This is a genomic window from Kitasatospora sp. NPDC089797, from assembly GCF_040684795.1.
Taxonomy (GTDB): domain Bacteria; phylum Actinomycetota; class Actinomycetes; order Streptomycetales; family Streptomycetaceae; genus Kitasatospora.
This window is the reverse complement of sequence record NZ_JBFBGS010000009.1, coordinates 173,477-188,597: the sequence shown is the minus strand read 5'-3', so window position 1 is coordinate 188,597 and position 15,121 is coordinate 173,477. Positions and strand designations below refer to the sequence as shown.

Below are 15,121 nucleotides of genomic sequence, written 5' to 3'. Positions count from 1 at the left end.
CACCGTGGGGTCCTCCTCGTCCCGGCGCACCCGGTGCGGCAGGATGTCCGGCATGACGTCGAGCGATCGTGACGAAACCGCGGGCCCGCACGGGCCCGGTGGCGCCGCAGGGCCCACCCCGGCAGCCGTCGCCACGGCCGCGCCACCGGCCGACACCGTGGTCGTCCCGGCCGACGAGGACCGGGTGGCGGCGGCCGGCAGCGAGGTGATCGGCGGCCCGCCCGGCCGCCGGGCGCTGCTCGGCGTCTCCTGGTGGATCCCGGTGCGGGTGCTGGCGCTGGTGGTGATCGTGGTCTCGGCGCTCGGCATGGTGCACAACCTGCCCTGCTACCAGCAGGCCTGGTTCCAGCCGGGGTCGCCGCAGTACATCCACGCCTGCTACAGCGACGTCCCGCACCTGTTCTCCGGCCGCGGCTTCGCGGCCGGGCTGCACCCGTACGTGGACCGGATCCCGGGGACGACGGGGGACCTCCAGTACCTGGAGTACCCGGTGCTGACCGGCCTGTTCATGCAGGTCGCGGCCTGGTTGACGCCCGGCGGCGGCACCGGGCAGGACCAGGAGCAGTGGTTCTGGGCGATCAACGCCGGGATGCTGATGGCCTGCGCGGTGGTCGCCGCGGTCGCGCTCTCGCGCACCCACCGCCGCCGCCCCTGGGACGCGATGCTGTTCGCGCTCTCGCCGATCCTGCTGCTCAACGGCACGATCAACTGGGACCTGCTCGCGGTCGCGCTGGCCGCCGTGGCGACGGCCTGCTGGGCCCGCTCCCGGCCGCTCTGGGCCGGCGTCTTCATCGGCCTGGCCACCGCCGCCAAGCTCTACCCCGTCCTGCTGATCGGCCCGCTGCTGGTGCTCTGCTGGCGGGCCGGGAAGTGGCGCGAGTTCCGGGTGATGCTCGGCGGCGCGGTCGGCTCCTGGCTGCTGGTCAACCTGCCGATCATGCTGGCCAACTGGCAGGGCTGGTCGACGTTCTACGTCTTCAGCAAGCACCGCGGCGAGGACTACGGCTCGTTCTGGCTGATCCTGATGCAGAACCGCGGTGTGGCGCTGGCCGACCTCGACGTCTACATCGGCGTGCTGATGGTGCTGGGCTGCGCGGCCATAGCGTGGCTCGGCCTCTCGGCGCCCCGCCGGCCGCGGTTCGCCCAGCTGGCCTTCCTGGTCGTCGCCCTGTTCGTGCTGGTCAACAAGGTGTACTCGCCGCAGTACGCGCTCTGGCTGCTGCCGCTGGCGGCGCTGGCCCGGCCGCGCTGGCGCGACCTGCTGATCTGGCAGGCCTGCGAGGTGCTCTACACCCTGGGGATCTGGTCCCACCTGGGCTTCGTCACCGGGCCCAAGCAGCACGGGATCGGCGAGCCCTGGTACCACTTCGCGATCGTGCTGCACCTGCTCGGCACGCTCTACCTGGTCGTGCTGGTGGTCCGGGACGCCCTGCACCCGGACCGCGACCCGGTCCGCTGGGACGGCAGCGACGACCCCTCCGGCGGGGTGCTCGACCACGCCCCCGACGTGGTCACGCTGGGCGCCGCCCGGGACCTGCACGAGGAGGAGAGCTACGCCGGATACGCGCCGGCCGGCTCCGAGCAGTGGCTCGACGAGCCACGCGTGCCGGAGCCGGCCGAGAAGACGCCGTAGCGGCCTTCGCCTAGCGGTCCACCACCCGGTCGAAGTGGGTGGTGGTGTGCCGGACCTGGAGGCCCAGCTCCTCGCCGATCGCGGGGGGCGCGGTCTCCCCGTCCAGGAACAGCAGCGAGACCTGCATGTGCGGCGGTTCGGCGAACCAGAGCTGCTTGCCCGCCCAGTGGAACGGCGACTTGGTCTTGTTCACGGTCGCCAGGCCGGCCCGGGCGATGCCCTTGGCGCGGGCGCCCATGCTCGCCACGTACTTGGGCGCCTCCAGGCCGATGCCGTGCGCGGTGCCGCCGGCGACCACCAGGAGGTGGCCGTCGGAGGGCGCCGGGTGCTGGCGGTAGCCGTAGCGGTCGCCCTTGCGGACCGGGGTGGCGTCCAGCACCGTGGCCCGGACCTCCAGCGCGCCGTGGTCGCCCAGCCAGAGCCGGGTGCCGATCCGGGACCGGAAGACGGTGCCCGGGTAGCGCTGGGTCAGCTGGTCCATGCCGGCCGCGCCCAGGTGGCTGACGAAGACGGTGTGCACCGGGATGCCGGCCGCCTTCGCGGTGTCCACCCAGTAGGCGACCTCCTCGACCGGGCTGGAGCCGTCCGGCCGGTCCATCGGCAGGTGCAGGGCCAGGCCCTCGAAGGAGACGCCGTCCAGTTCGGCGGCGACGGTGCGCAGGTCCGCGGCGCTCACGCCGTGCCGGCGCATGGTGGTCATGCACTCCAGCACCACCCGGGCACCGTGCAGCGAGCGCAGCGCGTCCACGCCGGCCACCGTCCGGATCACCCGGGCGTGCGGCAGCGGGAGCACCTCCTCGCCGACCCGGTAGGGGGTGAGCACCAGCAGCTCGCCGCCGTACCACTCGGCGACGTCGGCCGCCTCGTACGCGGTGCCGACGGCCAGCACACCGGTGCCCAGCAGCGTCGCCTCCTCGGCCAGCCGGTGGTTGCCCAGGCCGTAGCCGTTCCCCTTGGCGACCGGCACCAGGCCGGGGAACTCGGCCAGGACGGAGCGCTGGTGGGTCCGCCAGCGTTCGGTGTCGAGGTAGAGCGACAGCGTCATCGGGGCAGCCTCCTCAGCGGCGGGACATGTAGAGGTCGAGGGCCTTGTGCAGCAGCTTGTTCAGCGGGAAGTCCCACTCGCCCAGGTACTCGGCCGCCTGGCCGCCGGTGCCGACCTTGAACTGGATCAGACCGAACAGGTGGTCGTTCTCGTCCAGGGTGTCGCTGATGCCGCGCAGGTCGTACACGCCGCCGCCGAGGGCGTAGGCGTCGCGCATCATCCGCCACTGGATCGCGTTGGAGGGCTTGACCTCGCGCTTGTGGTTGGCCGAGGCGCCGTAGGAGTACCAGACGTGCTCGCCGACCACCAGCATCGTGGTCGCGGCCAGCGGCTCGCCCTCGTGGTAGGCGATGTAGAGCCGCATCCGGTTCTGGTCCTCGGCGGTGAGGGCCTGCCACATCCGCTGGAAGTAGGACAGCGGGCGCGGGGTGAACTTGTCGCGCTCGGCGGTGACCAGGTAGAGCTGGTGGAAGATCGGCAGCTCGTCGTAGCCGCCCTGGTACACCTCGACGCCGCTCTTCTCGGCCTTCTTGATGTTGCGGCGCCAGAGCTGGTTGAAGTTCTTGTGGATGTCGTCCAGCGAGCGGTTGGCCAGCGGCACCTGGAAGACGTAGCGCGGCTGGACGTCGCCGAAGCCGGCGCCGCCGTCCTCGCCCTGCAGCCAGCCGGCCTTGCGCAGCCGGTCCGCGACCTCGAAGGCGCGCGCCTCGTACCAGTCGGCCTCGATGTCGCGCAGGCGCTTGGCCTGCTTGCCGGCGATGGCCTCCTTGATGGTGGGGGCGTTCCACCGGCGGATGACGATCGGCGGGCCCATCTTCACCGAGAAGGCGCCCTGCGACTTGAGGTGGGCGAGCATCGGGGAGAGCCAGCGGTCCAGGTCCCGGTCGAACCAGTCGATCACCGGGCCCTCGGGCAGGTAGGCCAGGTAGCGCTTGACCTTCGGCAGCTGGCGGTACAGGACCAGACCGGCACCGACCAGCTGGTCGGCGTCGTCGAACCAGCCGATCGACTCCGAGCGCCACTCGGCCTTCACGTCGCCCCAGGACGGCACCTGCATGTGGCTGGCCGAGGCGCGGCTCCTGATGAAGGCGAGGTGCTCCTCGCGGGTGATCGTCCTCAGGCGCAGGCTCATTGCTCGGTGCTCCTCGTCGGTCGGGCTGCAGTGGCCCCAGGTTCTCGGGCTGACCCTATCGTCCGGGGCCCCGGCGCCCGCCGCTGCGGGCACGACGGCGCCCCCGTCGGGTACCTGTCTCCTCTGCAGATACGCGACGGGGGCGCCGAGGGTTCCTGGGCGGGGCGTTCAGCCCCAGAGACCGCCCCGGGCGATGCCGAGGTAGAAGCCGATCGCGGAGGCGCCGAGCGTGATCATCAGGACGAAGCGCTCGGCCGTGGTGACCGAGACGAACATGCCCCACAGGCCGGTGACGATCCCGGCCAGGCCGGTCCACGAGCTCAGCAGGTGCAGGTTGTGGAAGAACGAGGTGGTGAAGGCGATCACGCCCAGGACGGCGGTCAGGGCCACCAGGGTGTTCTCGCGGGGGTGCGGGTGGCCGTCGGTGTTCAGCGTGAGCGCGGGCATGCGGTGGACGGACTGGGCCATGAGTCCCACCTCCTGGCGTGGAGACGAACGGGCAGGAATCCCGTTCCGTCCAGATTGCGGCGGTTGGGTCCGTCTCACAACCCCTATGCGTTTTGTTCGGCCGTCCGGGTGCAGGTAGGCTGTGCCGTCTGCACTGGTGTAGTTGTGCCCCCTTGCGCCCTCTTCCGGGTGACGCCCTCGTTCGGGTGGTCGGGGCCCGACTGTCCGACCCGGCCGCTACGGTGGGCCCGGAATCGTCACCGCACCGGTGCCGACGCTACGCACAACCCTCCTGCCACGGAGAGACCGTGGCCGCTGAGTCCAAAGGAGGTGGGTTACTCATGCGTCACTACGAGCTGATGGTCATCCTCGACCCCTCGGTCGAGGAGCGCGCTGTCTCCCCCCTGATCGAGAACTTCCTCACCGTCGTCCGCAACGGCGGCGGCAAGGTCGAGAAGGTCGACACCTGGGGTCGTCGCCGTCTGGCTTACGAGATCAACAAGCAGTCCGAGGGCATCTACTCGGTCATCGACCTCAAGGCCACGCCTGAGGTCGTCAAGGAGCTCGACCGCCAGATGGGCCTGAGCGAGTCGGTTCTGCGGACCAAGGTCCTGCGCCCGGACACCCACTGAGCCACCTCTGAGGCCTTCGGGTCTCGGGTAGCTCGCGTCCGCTGTTTCACGTGAAACAGCGGTGAACGGACATCTTCCCGAGAGGTCATCACCACCATGGCAGGCGAGACCGTCATCACCCTCGTCGGCAATCTCGTCGACGACCCCGAGCTGCGCTTCACCCCGTCGGGTGCGGCGGTCGCGAAGTTCCGCATCGCGTCCACTCCCCGCACCTTCGACCGTCAGACGAACGAGTGGAAGGACGGCGAGAGCCTCTTCCTCACGTGCAACGTCTGGCGTCAGCCGGCGGAGAACGTGGCCGAGTCGCTGCAGCGCGGCATGCGCGTCATCGTGCAGGGCCGACTGCGCCAGCGGTCTTACGAGACCAAGGAAGGCGAGAAGCGGACGGTCTTCGAGGTCGAGGTCGACGAGGTCGGCCCGAGCCTGCGCTCGGCGACCGCCAAGGTCACCCGGGCGAACCGGTCCGGTGGCCCGGGCGGCGGCTCCGGTGGCGGCTTCGGCGGCCAGCAGGGTGGCGGCCAGGGCGGCTGGGGCGGCGGTGGCGGCCAGCAGGGTGGCGGCAACTGGGGTGGCAACTCCGGTGGCGGCCAGTCCGGCCCCTCCGACGACCCGTGGGCGTCCAGCGCTCCGTCCGGTGGAAACCAGGGCGGCGGCGGCTGGGGCGGCGCGCCGTCCGGTGGCGGCTACTCGGAAGAGCCTCCGTTCTAAGAGCTGACAGATTTCGTGCGGCCCGGCCGCAGGCGTCCCCGGACGCCGGTCGGGCCGTGAACCCCAAATGGAGCACACCATGGCGAAGCCGCCTGCTCGCAAGCCGAAGAAGAAGGTTTGCGTCTTCTGCAAGGACAAGGTCAACTACGTTGACTACAAGGACACGAACCTGCTGCGGAAGTACATCTCCGACCGCGGAAAGATCCGTGCCCGCCGGGTCACCGGCAACTGCACCCAGCACCAGCGTGACGTCGCCACGGCCGTGAAGAACAGCCGTGAGATGGCGCTGCTGCCCTACACCAGCACCGCGCGCTAAGAGAGGGTGACCGAGTAATGAAGATCATCCTCACGCACGAGGTGCCGGGTCTCGGCTCCGCCGGCGAGGTCGTCGAGGTCAAGGACGGCTACGCCCGCAACTTCCTGGTTCCGCGTGGCTTCGCCATCCGCTGGACCAAGGGCGGCCAGAAGGACGTCGACGCGATCCGTCGCGCCCGCAAGATCCACGAGATCCAGACCCTCGACGCCGCCAACGACGTCAAGGGCAAGCTCGAGGGCGTCCAGGTCAAGCTGGCCGTTCGCTCGGGCGACGCCGGCCGTCTGTTCGGCTCGGTGACCCAGTCCGACGTCGTCGAGGCCATCAAGGCCGCCGGCGGCCCGGCCGTGGACAAGCGCGCCGTCGCGATCGCCTCGCCGATCAAGACCGTGGGCACCCACAAGGTCTCGGTCAAGCTGCACTCGGACGTCGTGGCCAACCTCGACGTCGCCGTCGTGGCTGCCTGAGTCCCACCAGCAGTGGCCTGAGGGCCGGACTCCCCCCGGGGAGTCCGGCCCTCGGTCGTTCCCGGGCGCCCGGGCCGGGCGGTGCTCGGCGGGCGGTTCGGCCCCGGGCGGTGCTCGGCCCCGGGTGGTTCAGCCCCGGACGGCGCCGGTGACCAGCCAGCGGCCGCCGCGGGCGCGGCCGACCAGGAACACCGCGCGGAGCAGCATGAACAGGTTCATCGCCCACCAGAGGCCGGCCAGCCCGGTGCCGGTGGCGGGCACCGCGAGGGCCACCGGGGCGAACACCGCCAGGGTGGCGAGCGCCGCCCGGGCGAGGTAGGGGCCGTCCCCGGCGCCCATCAGCACGCCGTCCAGCACGAAGACCAGGCCGGCCACCGGCTGGCAGAGCGCGACCAGCAGCAGGGCCGTGTGCAGCTGCCCCTGGACCACCGGGTCCGCGGTGAAGAGCGGGACGAACAGCGGCCGGGCGAGCACCACCAGCAGGCCGAGCACCACCCCCGCGCCCACGCCCCACTCGACCATCCGCCGGGTGGCCGCGCGGGCGCCCGGGGCGTCCGAGGCGCCCAGGTGGCGGCCGATGATGGCCTGCCCGGCGATCGCGATGGCGTCCAGCGCGAAGGCCAGGAAGCCGAACAGCGTCATGGCGATCTGGTGCGCCGCGACCTGGTCGTCGCCGAGCCGGGCGGCCACCGCGGTGGCGAGCATCAGCACCGCGCGCAGGCTGACCGTGCGCACCAGCAGCGGGCCGCCCGCCCGGGCACCGGCCCGGATGCCCGCCGGGTCCGGCCGCAGCGAGGCCCGCTCCCGGCGGGCGCCGCGGACCACGACGACCAGGTAGACGGCCGCCATCCCGGTCTGGGCCAGCACGGTGCCCCAGGCCGAGCCGGCCACCCCGAGCCCGGCGCCGTACACCAGGCCGACGTTCAGGCCGATGTTGGCGGTGAACCCCGCGACGGCGACCAGCAGCGGTGTGCGGGTGTCCTGGAGGCCGCGCAGCACGCCGGTGGCGGCCAGCACCAGGAGCATCGCCGGGATGCCCAGCGAGCTGATCCGCAGGTAGGTCACGGCGTACGGCGCCGCGGTCGGCGAGGCGCCCAGCACCCCGGCTGCCCAGGGGGCCAGCAGCAGGGTGAGCAGGACCACCGGGACGGCCAGGCCGAGGGCCAGCCAGAGGCCGTCGACGCCCTGCTGGACGGCGCCCCGGCGGTCCCCGGCGCCGATCCGGCGGGCCACCGCGGCGGTGGTGGCGTAGGCGAGGAAGACGAACACCCCGGTCGCGGTGGTGAGCGCGGCGGAGGCGACGCCGACGCCGGCGAGCTGGGGGGTGCCGAGGTGGCCGACGATCGCGGAGTCGGCCATCAGGAACAGCGGTTCGGCGACCAGGGCGCCGAAGGCGGGCACCGCCAGGGCGAGGATCTCGCGGTCGTGCCGGCGTCCGGACCGGCGCAGGGGCCCGGGCTCGGGGCCGGAGCCGGGCGCAGGGCCGGGCTCGGTGCCGGGTCTGGGAGGTTCGTCGGTGGCGGCGCTCATGCGCTCCAGGGTACTCATCCACAGGTAATAGCCAAATCCGATGTTCAGCCATTACTCGAATCTGTGAGCGGCGCACTCCGCCCGGTGCGCGCCCACAGCCGTTCGGCGGTGTGTGAAGAATTTCTCATGCACAGGCCCCGTACGAGGTAATCGCAGGTCAATGGATTGACGGTGGACCGATCGTCCGGTTATCCACAGGACCTTCCACAGGGGTGTCCACAGCTTTGCGGCAGTTCTCCACAGCCCGGGGCCGCTCGTCCACACCCCCTGTGGATAACCGCCTTGGCGCAAGGGCGTCCGGCGCCTTAGCGTGGGCGCTTCGCCCGACACTCCCACCCGCCCCGGCGTCCGATTTGTCGGGGCCGTGGCGTACAAAGAGGAGCGGATCCGCTCCACCCAGCCACCGGCAAGGCCCGCTCCAACTTCGCACCACTCGCTGATCGGGGAACACGCGTGACCGGCCCCCAGTACGACGACCACGACGCCCCGCCGCCGGAGGAGGACTGGCAGACCGCCGAGGACCCCTTCCCGGCCGGCGCCTTCGACGACGCCCCGTTCCCGGACGGTCCCGGCGACCGGCTCCCGGTCTCCCGCAACCGCGACGGCCAGGGCGGCGGCGGTCAGGGCAACGGCCAGGGCGGCGGTCGCGGCGAGGGCTTCCGCAAGGGCGGCTTCGGGAAGAACGGCAAGGGCCGGGACGACCGGGACCGCCGGGACGACGAGGGCCGGGGCGGCGTCGACGGCTTCGAGCGGGTCCCCCCGCAGGACCTCGCCGCCGAGCAGTCCGTACTGGGCGGCATGCTGCTGTCCAAGGACGCCATCGCCGACGTGGTCGAGGTGCTCAAGCCGGCCGACTACTACCGGCCCGCGCACGAGATGATCCACGGCGCGATCCTCGACCTGTACGCCCGCGGCGAGCCGGCCGACCCGATCACCGTGGCCGGCGAGCTCACCAAGCGCGGCGAGCTCCAGCGCGTCGGCGGCGCCTCCTACCTGCACACCCTGGTCAACTCCGTCCCGACCGCGGCCAACGCCGAGTACTACGCCCAGATCGTCGCCGAGCGCGGGGTGCTGCGCCGCCTGGTCGAGGCCGGCACCCGGATCGCCGGCATGGGCTACGCGGCCGAGGGCGACGTGGACGAGATCGTCAACGCCGCCCAGGCGGAGATCTACGCCGTCACCGAGCAGCGCACCAACGAGGACTACGCGCCGCTGGCCGACATCATGGAGGGCGCCCTCGACGAGATCGAGGCGATCGGCTCCCGGAACGGCCAGATGTCCGGCGTGCCGACCGGCTTCGCCGACTTCGACGCGCTCACCAACGGGCTGCACCCCGGCCAGATGATCGTCATCGCGGCCCGCCCCGCCATGGGTAAGTCCACCCTCGCGCTGGACTTCGCCCGGGCCTGCTCGATCCACCACAAGCTGCCCAGCGTGATCTTCTCGCTCGAAATGGGCCGCAACGAGATCGCCATGCGCCTGCTGTCCGCCGAGGCCCGGGTCGCGCTGCACCACATGCGCTCCGGCAACATGACGGACGACGACTGGACGCGGGTCGCCCGCCGGATGCCCGACGTCAGCGAGGCGCCGCTGTTCATCGACGACTCGCCGAACCTGTCGATGATGGAGATCCGCGCCAAGTGCCGCCGGCTCAAGCAGCGCAACGACATCAAGCTGATCGTCATCGACTACCTCCAGCTGATGCAGTCCGGCGGCTCCCGCCGGGCCGAGAACCGCCAGCAGGAGGTCTCGGACATGTCCCGGAACCTCAAGCTGCTGGCCAAGGAGCTGGAAGTCCCGGTCATCGCGCTGTCCCAGCTGAACCGTGGTCCCGAGCAGCGCACCGACAAGCGTCCGATGGTCTCCGACCTGCGTGAGTCCGGCTCGATCGAGCAGGACGCCGACATGGTCATCCTGCTGCACCGCGAGGACGCGTACGAGAAGGAGTCCCCGCGCGCGGGCGAGGCCGACCTGATCGTGGCCAAGCACCGTAACGGTCCGACCGCCACCATCACGGTGGCCTTCCAGGGCCACTACTCGCGCTTCGTCGACATGACCAGGGACTGACGGTCCCGCGGCCGCTTCCCCCGGGCGCGGGGCTCCACCGGTCGGTGGCCCCGCGACGGTCCGGCGGCGGTGCCGGGCGGGGCCGACCGGGTGACGGCCGGTCGGGTCGGGCACGGGGAACGGCGGTTCGAGGCGATGGACTACTGTCCCTGCCGTGAAGACGATACGACAGCTGTCCGCCCGCAAGGCCGGGGGAAGCGCGAAGGCCCAGGCCGGCGGGGCGGCCGCCCGGTTGGGCTGGCTCGACGCGCTGCGCGGCGTGGCCGCCCTGGTGGTCGCCCTGCACCACTTCGACGTGCTGAAGCTGCTGCCGGACCGGCTGGCCGCCTTCATCTGGTGGCACGGGGACCTCGGCCTCTACGGCGTGATGCTGTTCTTCCTGGTCAGCGGCTACATCATCCCGGCCTCGCTGGAGCGCCGCGGGAACGTGCGGACGTTCTGGATCGGACGGATCTTCCGGCTCTGGCCGCCGGTGATCATCGGCATAGCGGTGGCGCTGGCCATCATCCCGAAGAACGACGGTTCGGTCGCGCTCTTCGCCACCGGCCACAACTACGTGGCCGTGGCCGCCAACGCGACCATGCTGCAGGACTTCATGGGCGTCTGGAACGGCCTGGGCGTGATGTGGACGCTCAGCTACGAGATGGCGTTCTACTACATGGTCACCGCGCTCTTCGCGGTCGGCCAGCACCGCCGCAGTGGCCCGATCGCGGTGGCCTTCGCCGCCGTGGCGCTGATCTTCGGCACCACGATCGCCTCCCACACGATGACCGTCGACGCGGCCTCGACCCACAACCTGGTCTGGGGCGTCGTGCTGATCGTGCTCTTCGCCTTCGGCTGCGTGCTGAGCGGCCGGGCGAACCTGACCCGGATCGGGGCGATCACGCTCGGCGTACTGGCCTTCGTGCTGATGTACAACAACAGCCGGGCGCCGATGTTCGAGACCCTGATGATCTTCGCGACGATGTTCGCGGGCACCGTCATCTACCGCGCCGAGCGGGGCCAGATCGACCGGCTCCAGGCCCTGATGTGCTGCGGCTTCGTGATCGCCGCCGGTGTGGCGATCGGCTTCTTCTACAACCACAGCGGCATGGAGAACAACACCTGGACCGCCGGGCCGCGGGCCTGGGTCGGTTCCTACCTCGGGGCCTGGATCACCTTCGGCATCGGCTTCGCGCTGCGCAAGCGCCGCTTCCCGAAGCCGCTGACCTGGCTCGGCGGGATCAGCTTCTCGCTCTACCTGCTGCACGTCCCGCTGCTGCACACCCTGCACTACCAGCTGAACGTGCCCAAGGTGCCCGAGACGACCGGCGGGAAGGTGCTCTGGACGGCCGAGTACCTCGCCGTGATCATGGTCGCGAGCTGGCTGATGTACAAGCTGGTGGAGCTCCCGGTGCAGAAGCTGGGCCGCAAGGTGGGCAAGTGGGCCGACCGCCGCTGGCCGGGCGGCGAGCTGCCGCCGCTGGCCTTCGGGACGCCGCCCGCTCCGGCGGTGGCGGCCGGGGCGTCGGTGGGTACCCAGGGCCGGGCCCGGGCCGAGGAGCCGGTGCCGGTCGAGGCCGGCGCGGGGTCGTCGGGCCGCTGACCCGCCGGGCCGGAGAGTCGGGAAGGGCGCACCCCCGCCGGGGGTGCGCCCTTCGTCGTGCGTACGGCCGGTACGGCCGGGGTCAGACCGTGACGGTGGCGCGGAACAGCGTGCCGACCGGGCCGGAGAGGCGGGTCGGGGTGCCGGTGGCGGGGAGGAAGGCGGACTGGCCGCGGTCGAGGTCCAGGACGGTGCCGTCGGCGGCGGTGAGCCGGACGGTGCCCCCGGTGCAGAGCAGGATCTGCGGGGTGCGGCCGTCGATCTGCCGCTCGACGCCGTCCAGCTCGAAGCGGGAGAGCCGGAACTCGTCGATCGGCACGGGGTAGAGCTGCTCGCCGGGGGTGCCGTCGACCCCGACGGGGCGGACCACCCCGGGGGCGCCGGGCTCGAAGAGCACCACCTTCAGCAGCTCCGGCACGTCGATGTGCTTGGGGGTGAGGCCGGCCCGCAGCACGTTGTCCGAGTTGGCCTGCAGCTCCACGCAGACGCCGGAGAGGTAGGCGTGCGGCACCCCGGCGCCCAGGTAGAGCGCCTCGCCGGCCCGCAGCCGGACGTGGTTGAGCAGCAGGCCGGCGATCACGCCGCGGTCGTCCGGGAAGTCCTCGGCGATCCGGGCGTAGGGGGCGAACTCCCCGTCCGGATCGGTGCCGGCCAGCACCTCGACGGTCTGCCGGACGGTCTCCCCGTCCAGGGTGAGGACGGCGGCCAGGGCGCCGCGCAGCGCCTCGGCCTCGTCCTCGACGGACAGCAGGTCGATCACCGGGGCCAGCCCGGGCACCCCGAGGGCGGTCAGCAGCGCGGCCGCGTCGGCGGGCCGGCGGAAACCGCACAGGCCCTCGAACTCGCCCAGGGCGCAGACCATTTCGGGCTTGTGGCTGTCGTCGCGGTAGCTCCGCCCGGGGGCGTCCAGCGGGATGCCGAGGGCGTTCTCGGCGGCGAAGCCGGCCCGGGCCTGGTCGAGCGTGGGGTGGGCCTGGATGGACAGCGGGATGCCCGCGGCGAGCACCTTGAACAGGAACGGCAGGCCCGGGCCGAAGCGGGCCACGCTGGCCGCGCCGAGTTCGCCCTCGGGGTCGGCCGCGATCAGCTCGTCCAGCCGGCGCGGGCCCTCGCCGCGGTCGACGCGGGACGGGTCGCCGGGGTGGGCGCCCATCCACAGTTCGGCCTGCGGTTCGCCGGTGGGTTCCTGGCCCAGCAGCTCGGGCAGGGCCGTGAGCGACCCCCAGGCGTACGGGCGGACGGTGTTGACGAGCCTGTCCATGCGCGCGGTCCTACTCCTTCGCTGACGGGGCGGCCCCGGACGTCCCGGGGTCCGGTTCTCCGGGGCGGGCCCGGCGGTGCGGGCGGTCCGGGCACGGGCAAGGGCATCGACCCTAGCTGACCTGGGTCGCGCGCGGGGAAACGGTGGGCAACAGTGGGGAGTGCCGTGGTCCTACCGGTGGTTCCCGGGCGCGGTAGTAGAATGCCAGGACGCAGTAGTATCCGCCCTCCGCAGCATTCTCCACCGTGGTCATCCCGTCGGCGGGCTGTCGGCCGGGCCGCGTTCCAGAGTGCGGGCGACGGTGTTCTGACACTCCCCGCCATCGGCCGAGAGGTTTGTACGTGACCGTGAACCAGCAGAGTTTTGCTGATCTCGGCAGGGTCCTGGTGATCATCCCGACCTACAACGAGGCGGAGAACGTCGAGCGGATCGTCGGTCGGGTCCGTGTCTCGGTGCCCGAGGCACACGTGCTGGTCGCCGACGACAACAGCCCCGACGGCACCGGTGAGCTGGCCGACAAGCTGGCCGCCGAGGACGTGAACGTCCACGTCATGCACCGCAAGGGCAAGGAGGGCCTGGGCGCCGCCTACCTGGCCGGCTTCCGCTGGGGCATCGACCACGGCTACGACGTCCTGGTCGAGATGGACGCGGACGGCTCGCACCAGCCCGAGGAGCTGGACCGGCTGCTGGGCGCGCTGCGCGGCGCCGACCTGGTGCTCGGCTCGCGCTGGGTGCCGGGCGGCCGGGTGGTGAACTGGCCAAAGTCGCGGCTGCTGCTCTCGCGCGGCGGCTCGACCTACTCGCGGCTGATGCTGGGCGTGCCGATCCGGGACGTCACCGGCGGCTACCGGGCCTTCCGCAAGGAGACCCTGCTGGGCCTGGGCATGGACGAGGTGGCCTCGGCCGGGTACTGCTTCCAGGTCGACCTGGCCTGGCGCACGGTGAAGGCGGGCTTCAAGGTCGCCGAGGTGCCGATCACCTTCGTGGAGCGCGAGCTCGGCGCCTCCAAGATGAGCCGCACCATCGTCGTCGAGGCGCTCTGGCGGGTGACCTCCTGGGGCATCACCGACCGGGTGGCCCGGCTGCGCGGCGGTTCCCGCCGGCCCTGAGCCACGGCCCCGGTGCGCCGGGGGGCCGACCGCCGACCGGGCGGTGTGACCTGTGCCCGAAGGCGCGCCCCGCCGGGCGCGCCTTCCGCGCAATCGGCCGCCGGTGCTCCCATGCTGTAGGGCGCAAGCAGTCCGACCGCCGAACCAGAGGGAGCACCCCGTGACGTCGTCCCCGCCCGAGGAGAGCGCCGGCGCGGAACGGGCGGACGCCGAGCCCGTCGCGGCCGGGAGTGCCGCCGACGCCGGGCGGCCGGCCCGCCCGCTGGAGGTCGCGGTCTTCACCGGGCCCGAGTCGGCCTTCTTCACCACCTCCACGCTGATCCTCGGCGAGCGGACCGCGATCCTGGTCGACGCCCAGCTCACCCGCAGCGCCGGGCGCGAACTGGCCGAGTGGGTGGCGGGCAAGGGCCGCCGGCTGCTCGCCGTCGTGGTCACCCACCAGCACCCGGACCACTACTTCGGCGCGGAGGAGGTGCTCAGGCTCTTCCCGGACGCCCGGCTGCTGGCCGCGCCGGCGGTGGTCGAGGGCATCCGGCGCACCGTCGCGGCGAAGGTCGCCCAGTGGAAGCCGGTCTACGGCGACGACATCCCCGACCACCCGCTGGTCCCCGCCCCGCTGCTGCCGCAGCCGCTGATGCTCGACCAGCAGGTGATCCCGGTGCTGCTGCTCGGGCAGGCCGACTGCGGGGAGTCCACCGTCGTCCACGTGCCGAGCGCCCGGACCGTGATCGCCGGGGACTTCGTCTGCAACGGCACCCACGTGTGGACCGCCGACACCACCCCGGCCCAGCGCACCACCTGGGGCCACAACCTCGGCCGGATCGCCGACCTCGGCGTGGACCGGGTGATCGCCGGGCACCGCGCCCCCGAACAGGGCGACGACGCGGCCCGGGTGCTCGCCTTCACCGGGGAGTACCTCCAGGACTTCGACCGGCTGCTGGCCGAGCACCCGGACGATCCGGAGGCGCTGGTCACGGCGATGAACGAGCGGTACGGGGAGCTGACCCTGCCGTCCTTCCTGGAGCTGGGCGCGGCCGCCAACACCGCCCGGGAGGCCGCCCCGGCGGAGTCCGAGCCGGCCGAGGGGTCCGAGCAGGCCGGGGAATCCGAGGAATCCGGGGAGGACGAGGGGCCCGAGCAGGGCGCGGAAGACGGGACCGACCGGGCGGACGGCTAGCGCGGGATACTGGCC

General features: G+C 72.2%; 14 protein-coding genes. 9 read left to right on the top strand and 5 right to left on the bottom strand.

The window, feature by feature from the left end:
* The first annotated feature begins 52 nt into the window (after positions 1-52).
* Complete coding sequence (locus AB0O91_RS09850; RefSeq protein WP_363429778.1) at positions 53-1,633, top strand: glycosyltransferase 87 family protein; 1,581 nt, start codon at positions 53-55, stop codon at positions 1,631-1,633.
* A gap of 10 nt (positions 1,634-1,643) precedes the next feature.
* On the opposite strand, the gene AB0O91_RS09845 is transcribed toward AB0O91_RS09850, so the two are convergent.
* From AB0O91_RS09845 to AB0O91_RS09835, 3 genes are all read right to left on the bottom strand, one after another.
* The gene (locus AB0O91_RS09845; RefSeq protein ID WP_363429776.1) at positions 1,644-2,678 is read right to left on the bottom strand and encodes an alanine racemase; all 1,035 of its coding nucleotides are present in this window, start codon (positions 2,676-2,678) and stop codon (positions 1,644-1,646) included.
* A gap of 13 nt (positions 2,679-2,691) precedes the next feature.
* On the bottom strand, positions 2,692-3,810 hold the full coding sequence (locus AB0O91_RS09840; RefSeq protein WP_363429774.1) for a peptidoglycan bridge formation glycyltransferase FemA/FemB family protein: 1,119 nt from the start codon (positions 3,808-3,810) through the stop codon (positions 2,692-2,694).
* 168 nt (positions 3,811-3,978) lie between these two features.
* A complete protein-coding gene (locus AB0O91_RS09835) occupies positions 3,979-4,278 on the bottom strand; it encodes a hypothetical protein (protein WP_350506555.1) in 300 nt (99 codons plus the stop codon).
* A gap of 320 nt (positions 4,279-4,598) precedes the next feature.
* On the opposite strand from AB0O91_RS09835, the gene rpsF reads away from it, so the two are divergent.
* The 4 genes from rpsF to rplI all read left to right on the top strand — a co-directional run bounded on the left by rpsF (position 4,599) and on the right by rplI (position 6,377).
* The gene (rpsF, locus tag AB0O91_RS09830; protein WP_188302420.1) at positions 4,599-4,889 is read left to right on the top strand and encodes a 30S ribosomal protein S6; all 291 of its coding nucleotides are present in this window, start codon (positions 4,599-4,601) and stop codon (positions 4,887-4,889) included.
* Between the two features lie 96 nt (positions 4,890-4,985).
* Positions 4,986-5,597 (top strand): single-stranded DNA-binding protein, encoded by a 612-nt coding sequence (locus AB0O91_RS09825; RefSeq protein WP_363429771.1) that lies wholly within the window; start codon positions 4,986-4,988, stop codon positions 5,595-5,597.
* 79 nt (positions 5,598-5,676) lie between these two features.
* Positions 5,677-5,913 carry a 30S ribosomal protein S18 gene (gene rpsR, locus AB0O91_RS09820; protein WP_030059640.1) on the top strand — a complete coding sequence of 79 codons (237 nt, stop codon included), beginning with the start codon at positions 5,677-5,679 and terminating at the stop codon, positions 5,911-5,913.
* Positions 5,914-5,930: 17 nt separating this feature from the next.
* Positions 5,931-6,377, top strand: a complete 447-nt coding sequence (rplI, locus tag AB0O91_RS09815; protein ID WP_363429769.1) for a 50S ribosomal protein L9 — start codon at positions 5,931-5,933, stop codon at positions 6,375-6,377.
* Positions 6,378-6,506: 129 nt separating this feature from the next.
* Here the strand turns inward: rplI and AB0O91_RS09810 are convergent, their stop codons facing one another.
* Positions 6,507-7,907 carry an MATE family efflux transporter gene (locus AB0O91_RS09810; RefSeq protein ID WP_363429767.1) on the bottom strand — a complete coding sequence of 467 codons (1,401 nt, stop codon included), beginning with the start codon at positions 7,905-7,907 and terminating at the stop codon, positions 6,507-6,509.
* 453 nt (positions 7,908-8,360) lie between these two features.
* On the opposite strand from AB0O91_RS09810, the gene dnaB reads away from it, so the two are divergent.
* On the top strand, positions 8,361-9,974 hold the full coding sequence (dnaB, locus tag AB0O91_RS09805; protein ID WP_363429765.1) for a replicative DNA helicase: 1,614 nt from the start codon (positions 8,361-8,363) through the stop codon (positions 9,972-9,974).
* A 154-nt stretch (positions 9,975-10,128) separates the two neighbouring features.
* Positions 10,129-11,559 carry an acyltransferase gene (locus AB0O91_RS09800; RefSeq protein ID WP_363429763.1) on the top strand — a complete coding sequence of 477 codons (1,431 nt, stop codon included), beginning with the start codon at positions 10,129-10,131 and terminating at the stop codon, positions 11,557-11,559.
* Between the two features lie 82 nt (positions 11,560-11,641).
* Here AB0O91_RS09800 and manA read toward each other — a convergent pair whose 3' ends face one another.
* Positions 11,642-12,820, bottom strand: coding sequence for a mannose-6-phosphate isomerase, class I (manA, locus tag AB0O91_RS09795; RefSeq protein ID WP_363429761.1), 1,179 nt, complete (start codon positions 12,818-12,820; stop codon positions 11,642-11,644).
* A gap of 341 nt (positions 12,821-13,161) precedes the next feature.
* On the opposite strand from manA, the gene AB0O91_RS09790 reads away from it, so the two are divergent.
* Together AB0O91_RS09790 and AB0O91_RS09785 are read left to right on the top strand one after the other, a co-directional pair.
* Positions 13,162-13,929 carry a polyprenol monophosphomannose synthase gene (locus AB0O91_RS09790; protein WP_363429759.1) on the top strand — a complete coding sequence of 256 codons (768 nt, stop codon included), beginning with the start codon at positions 13,162-13,164 and terminating at the stop codon, positions 13,927-13,929.
* Between the two features lie 160 nt (positions 13,930-14,089).
* A complete protein-coding gene (locus tag AB0O91_RS09785; RefSeq protein WP_363429757.1) occupies positions 14,090-15,106 on the top strand; it encodes an MBL fold metallo-hydrolase in 1,017 nt (338 codons plus the stop codon).
* The last annotated feature ends 15 nt before the right edge of the window (positions 15,107-15,121 follow it).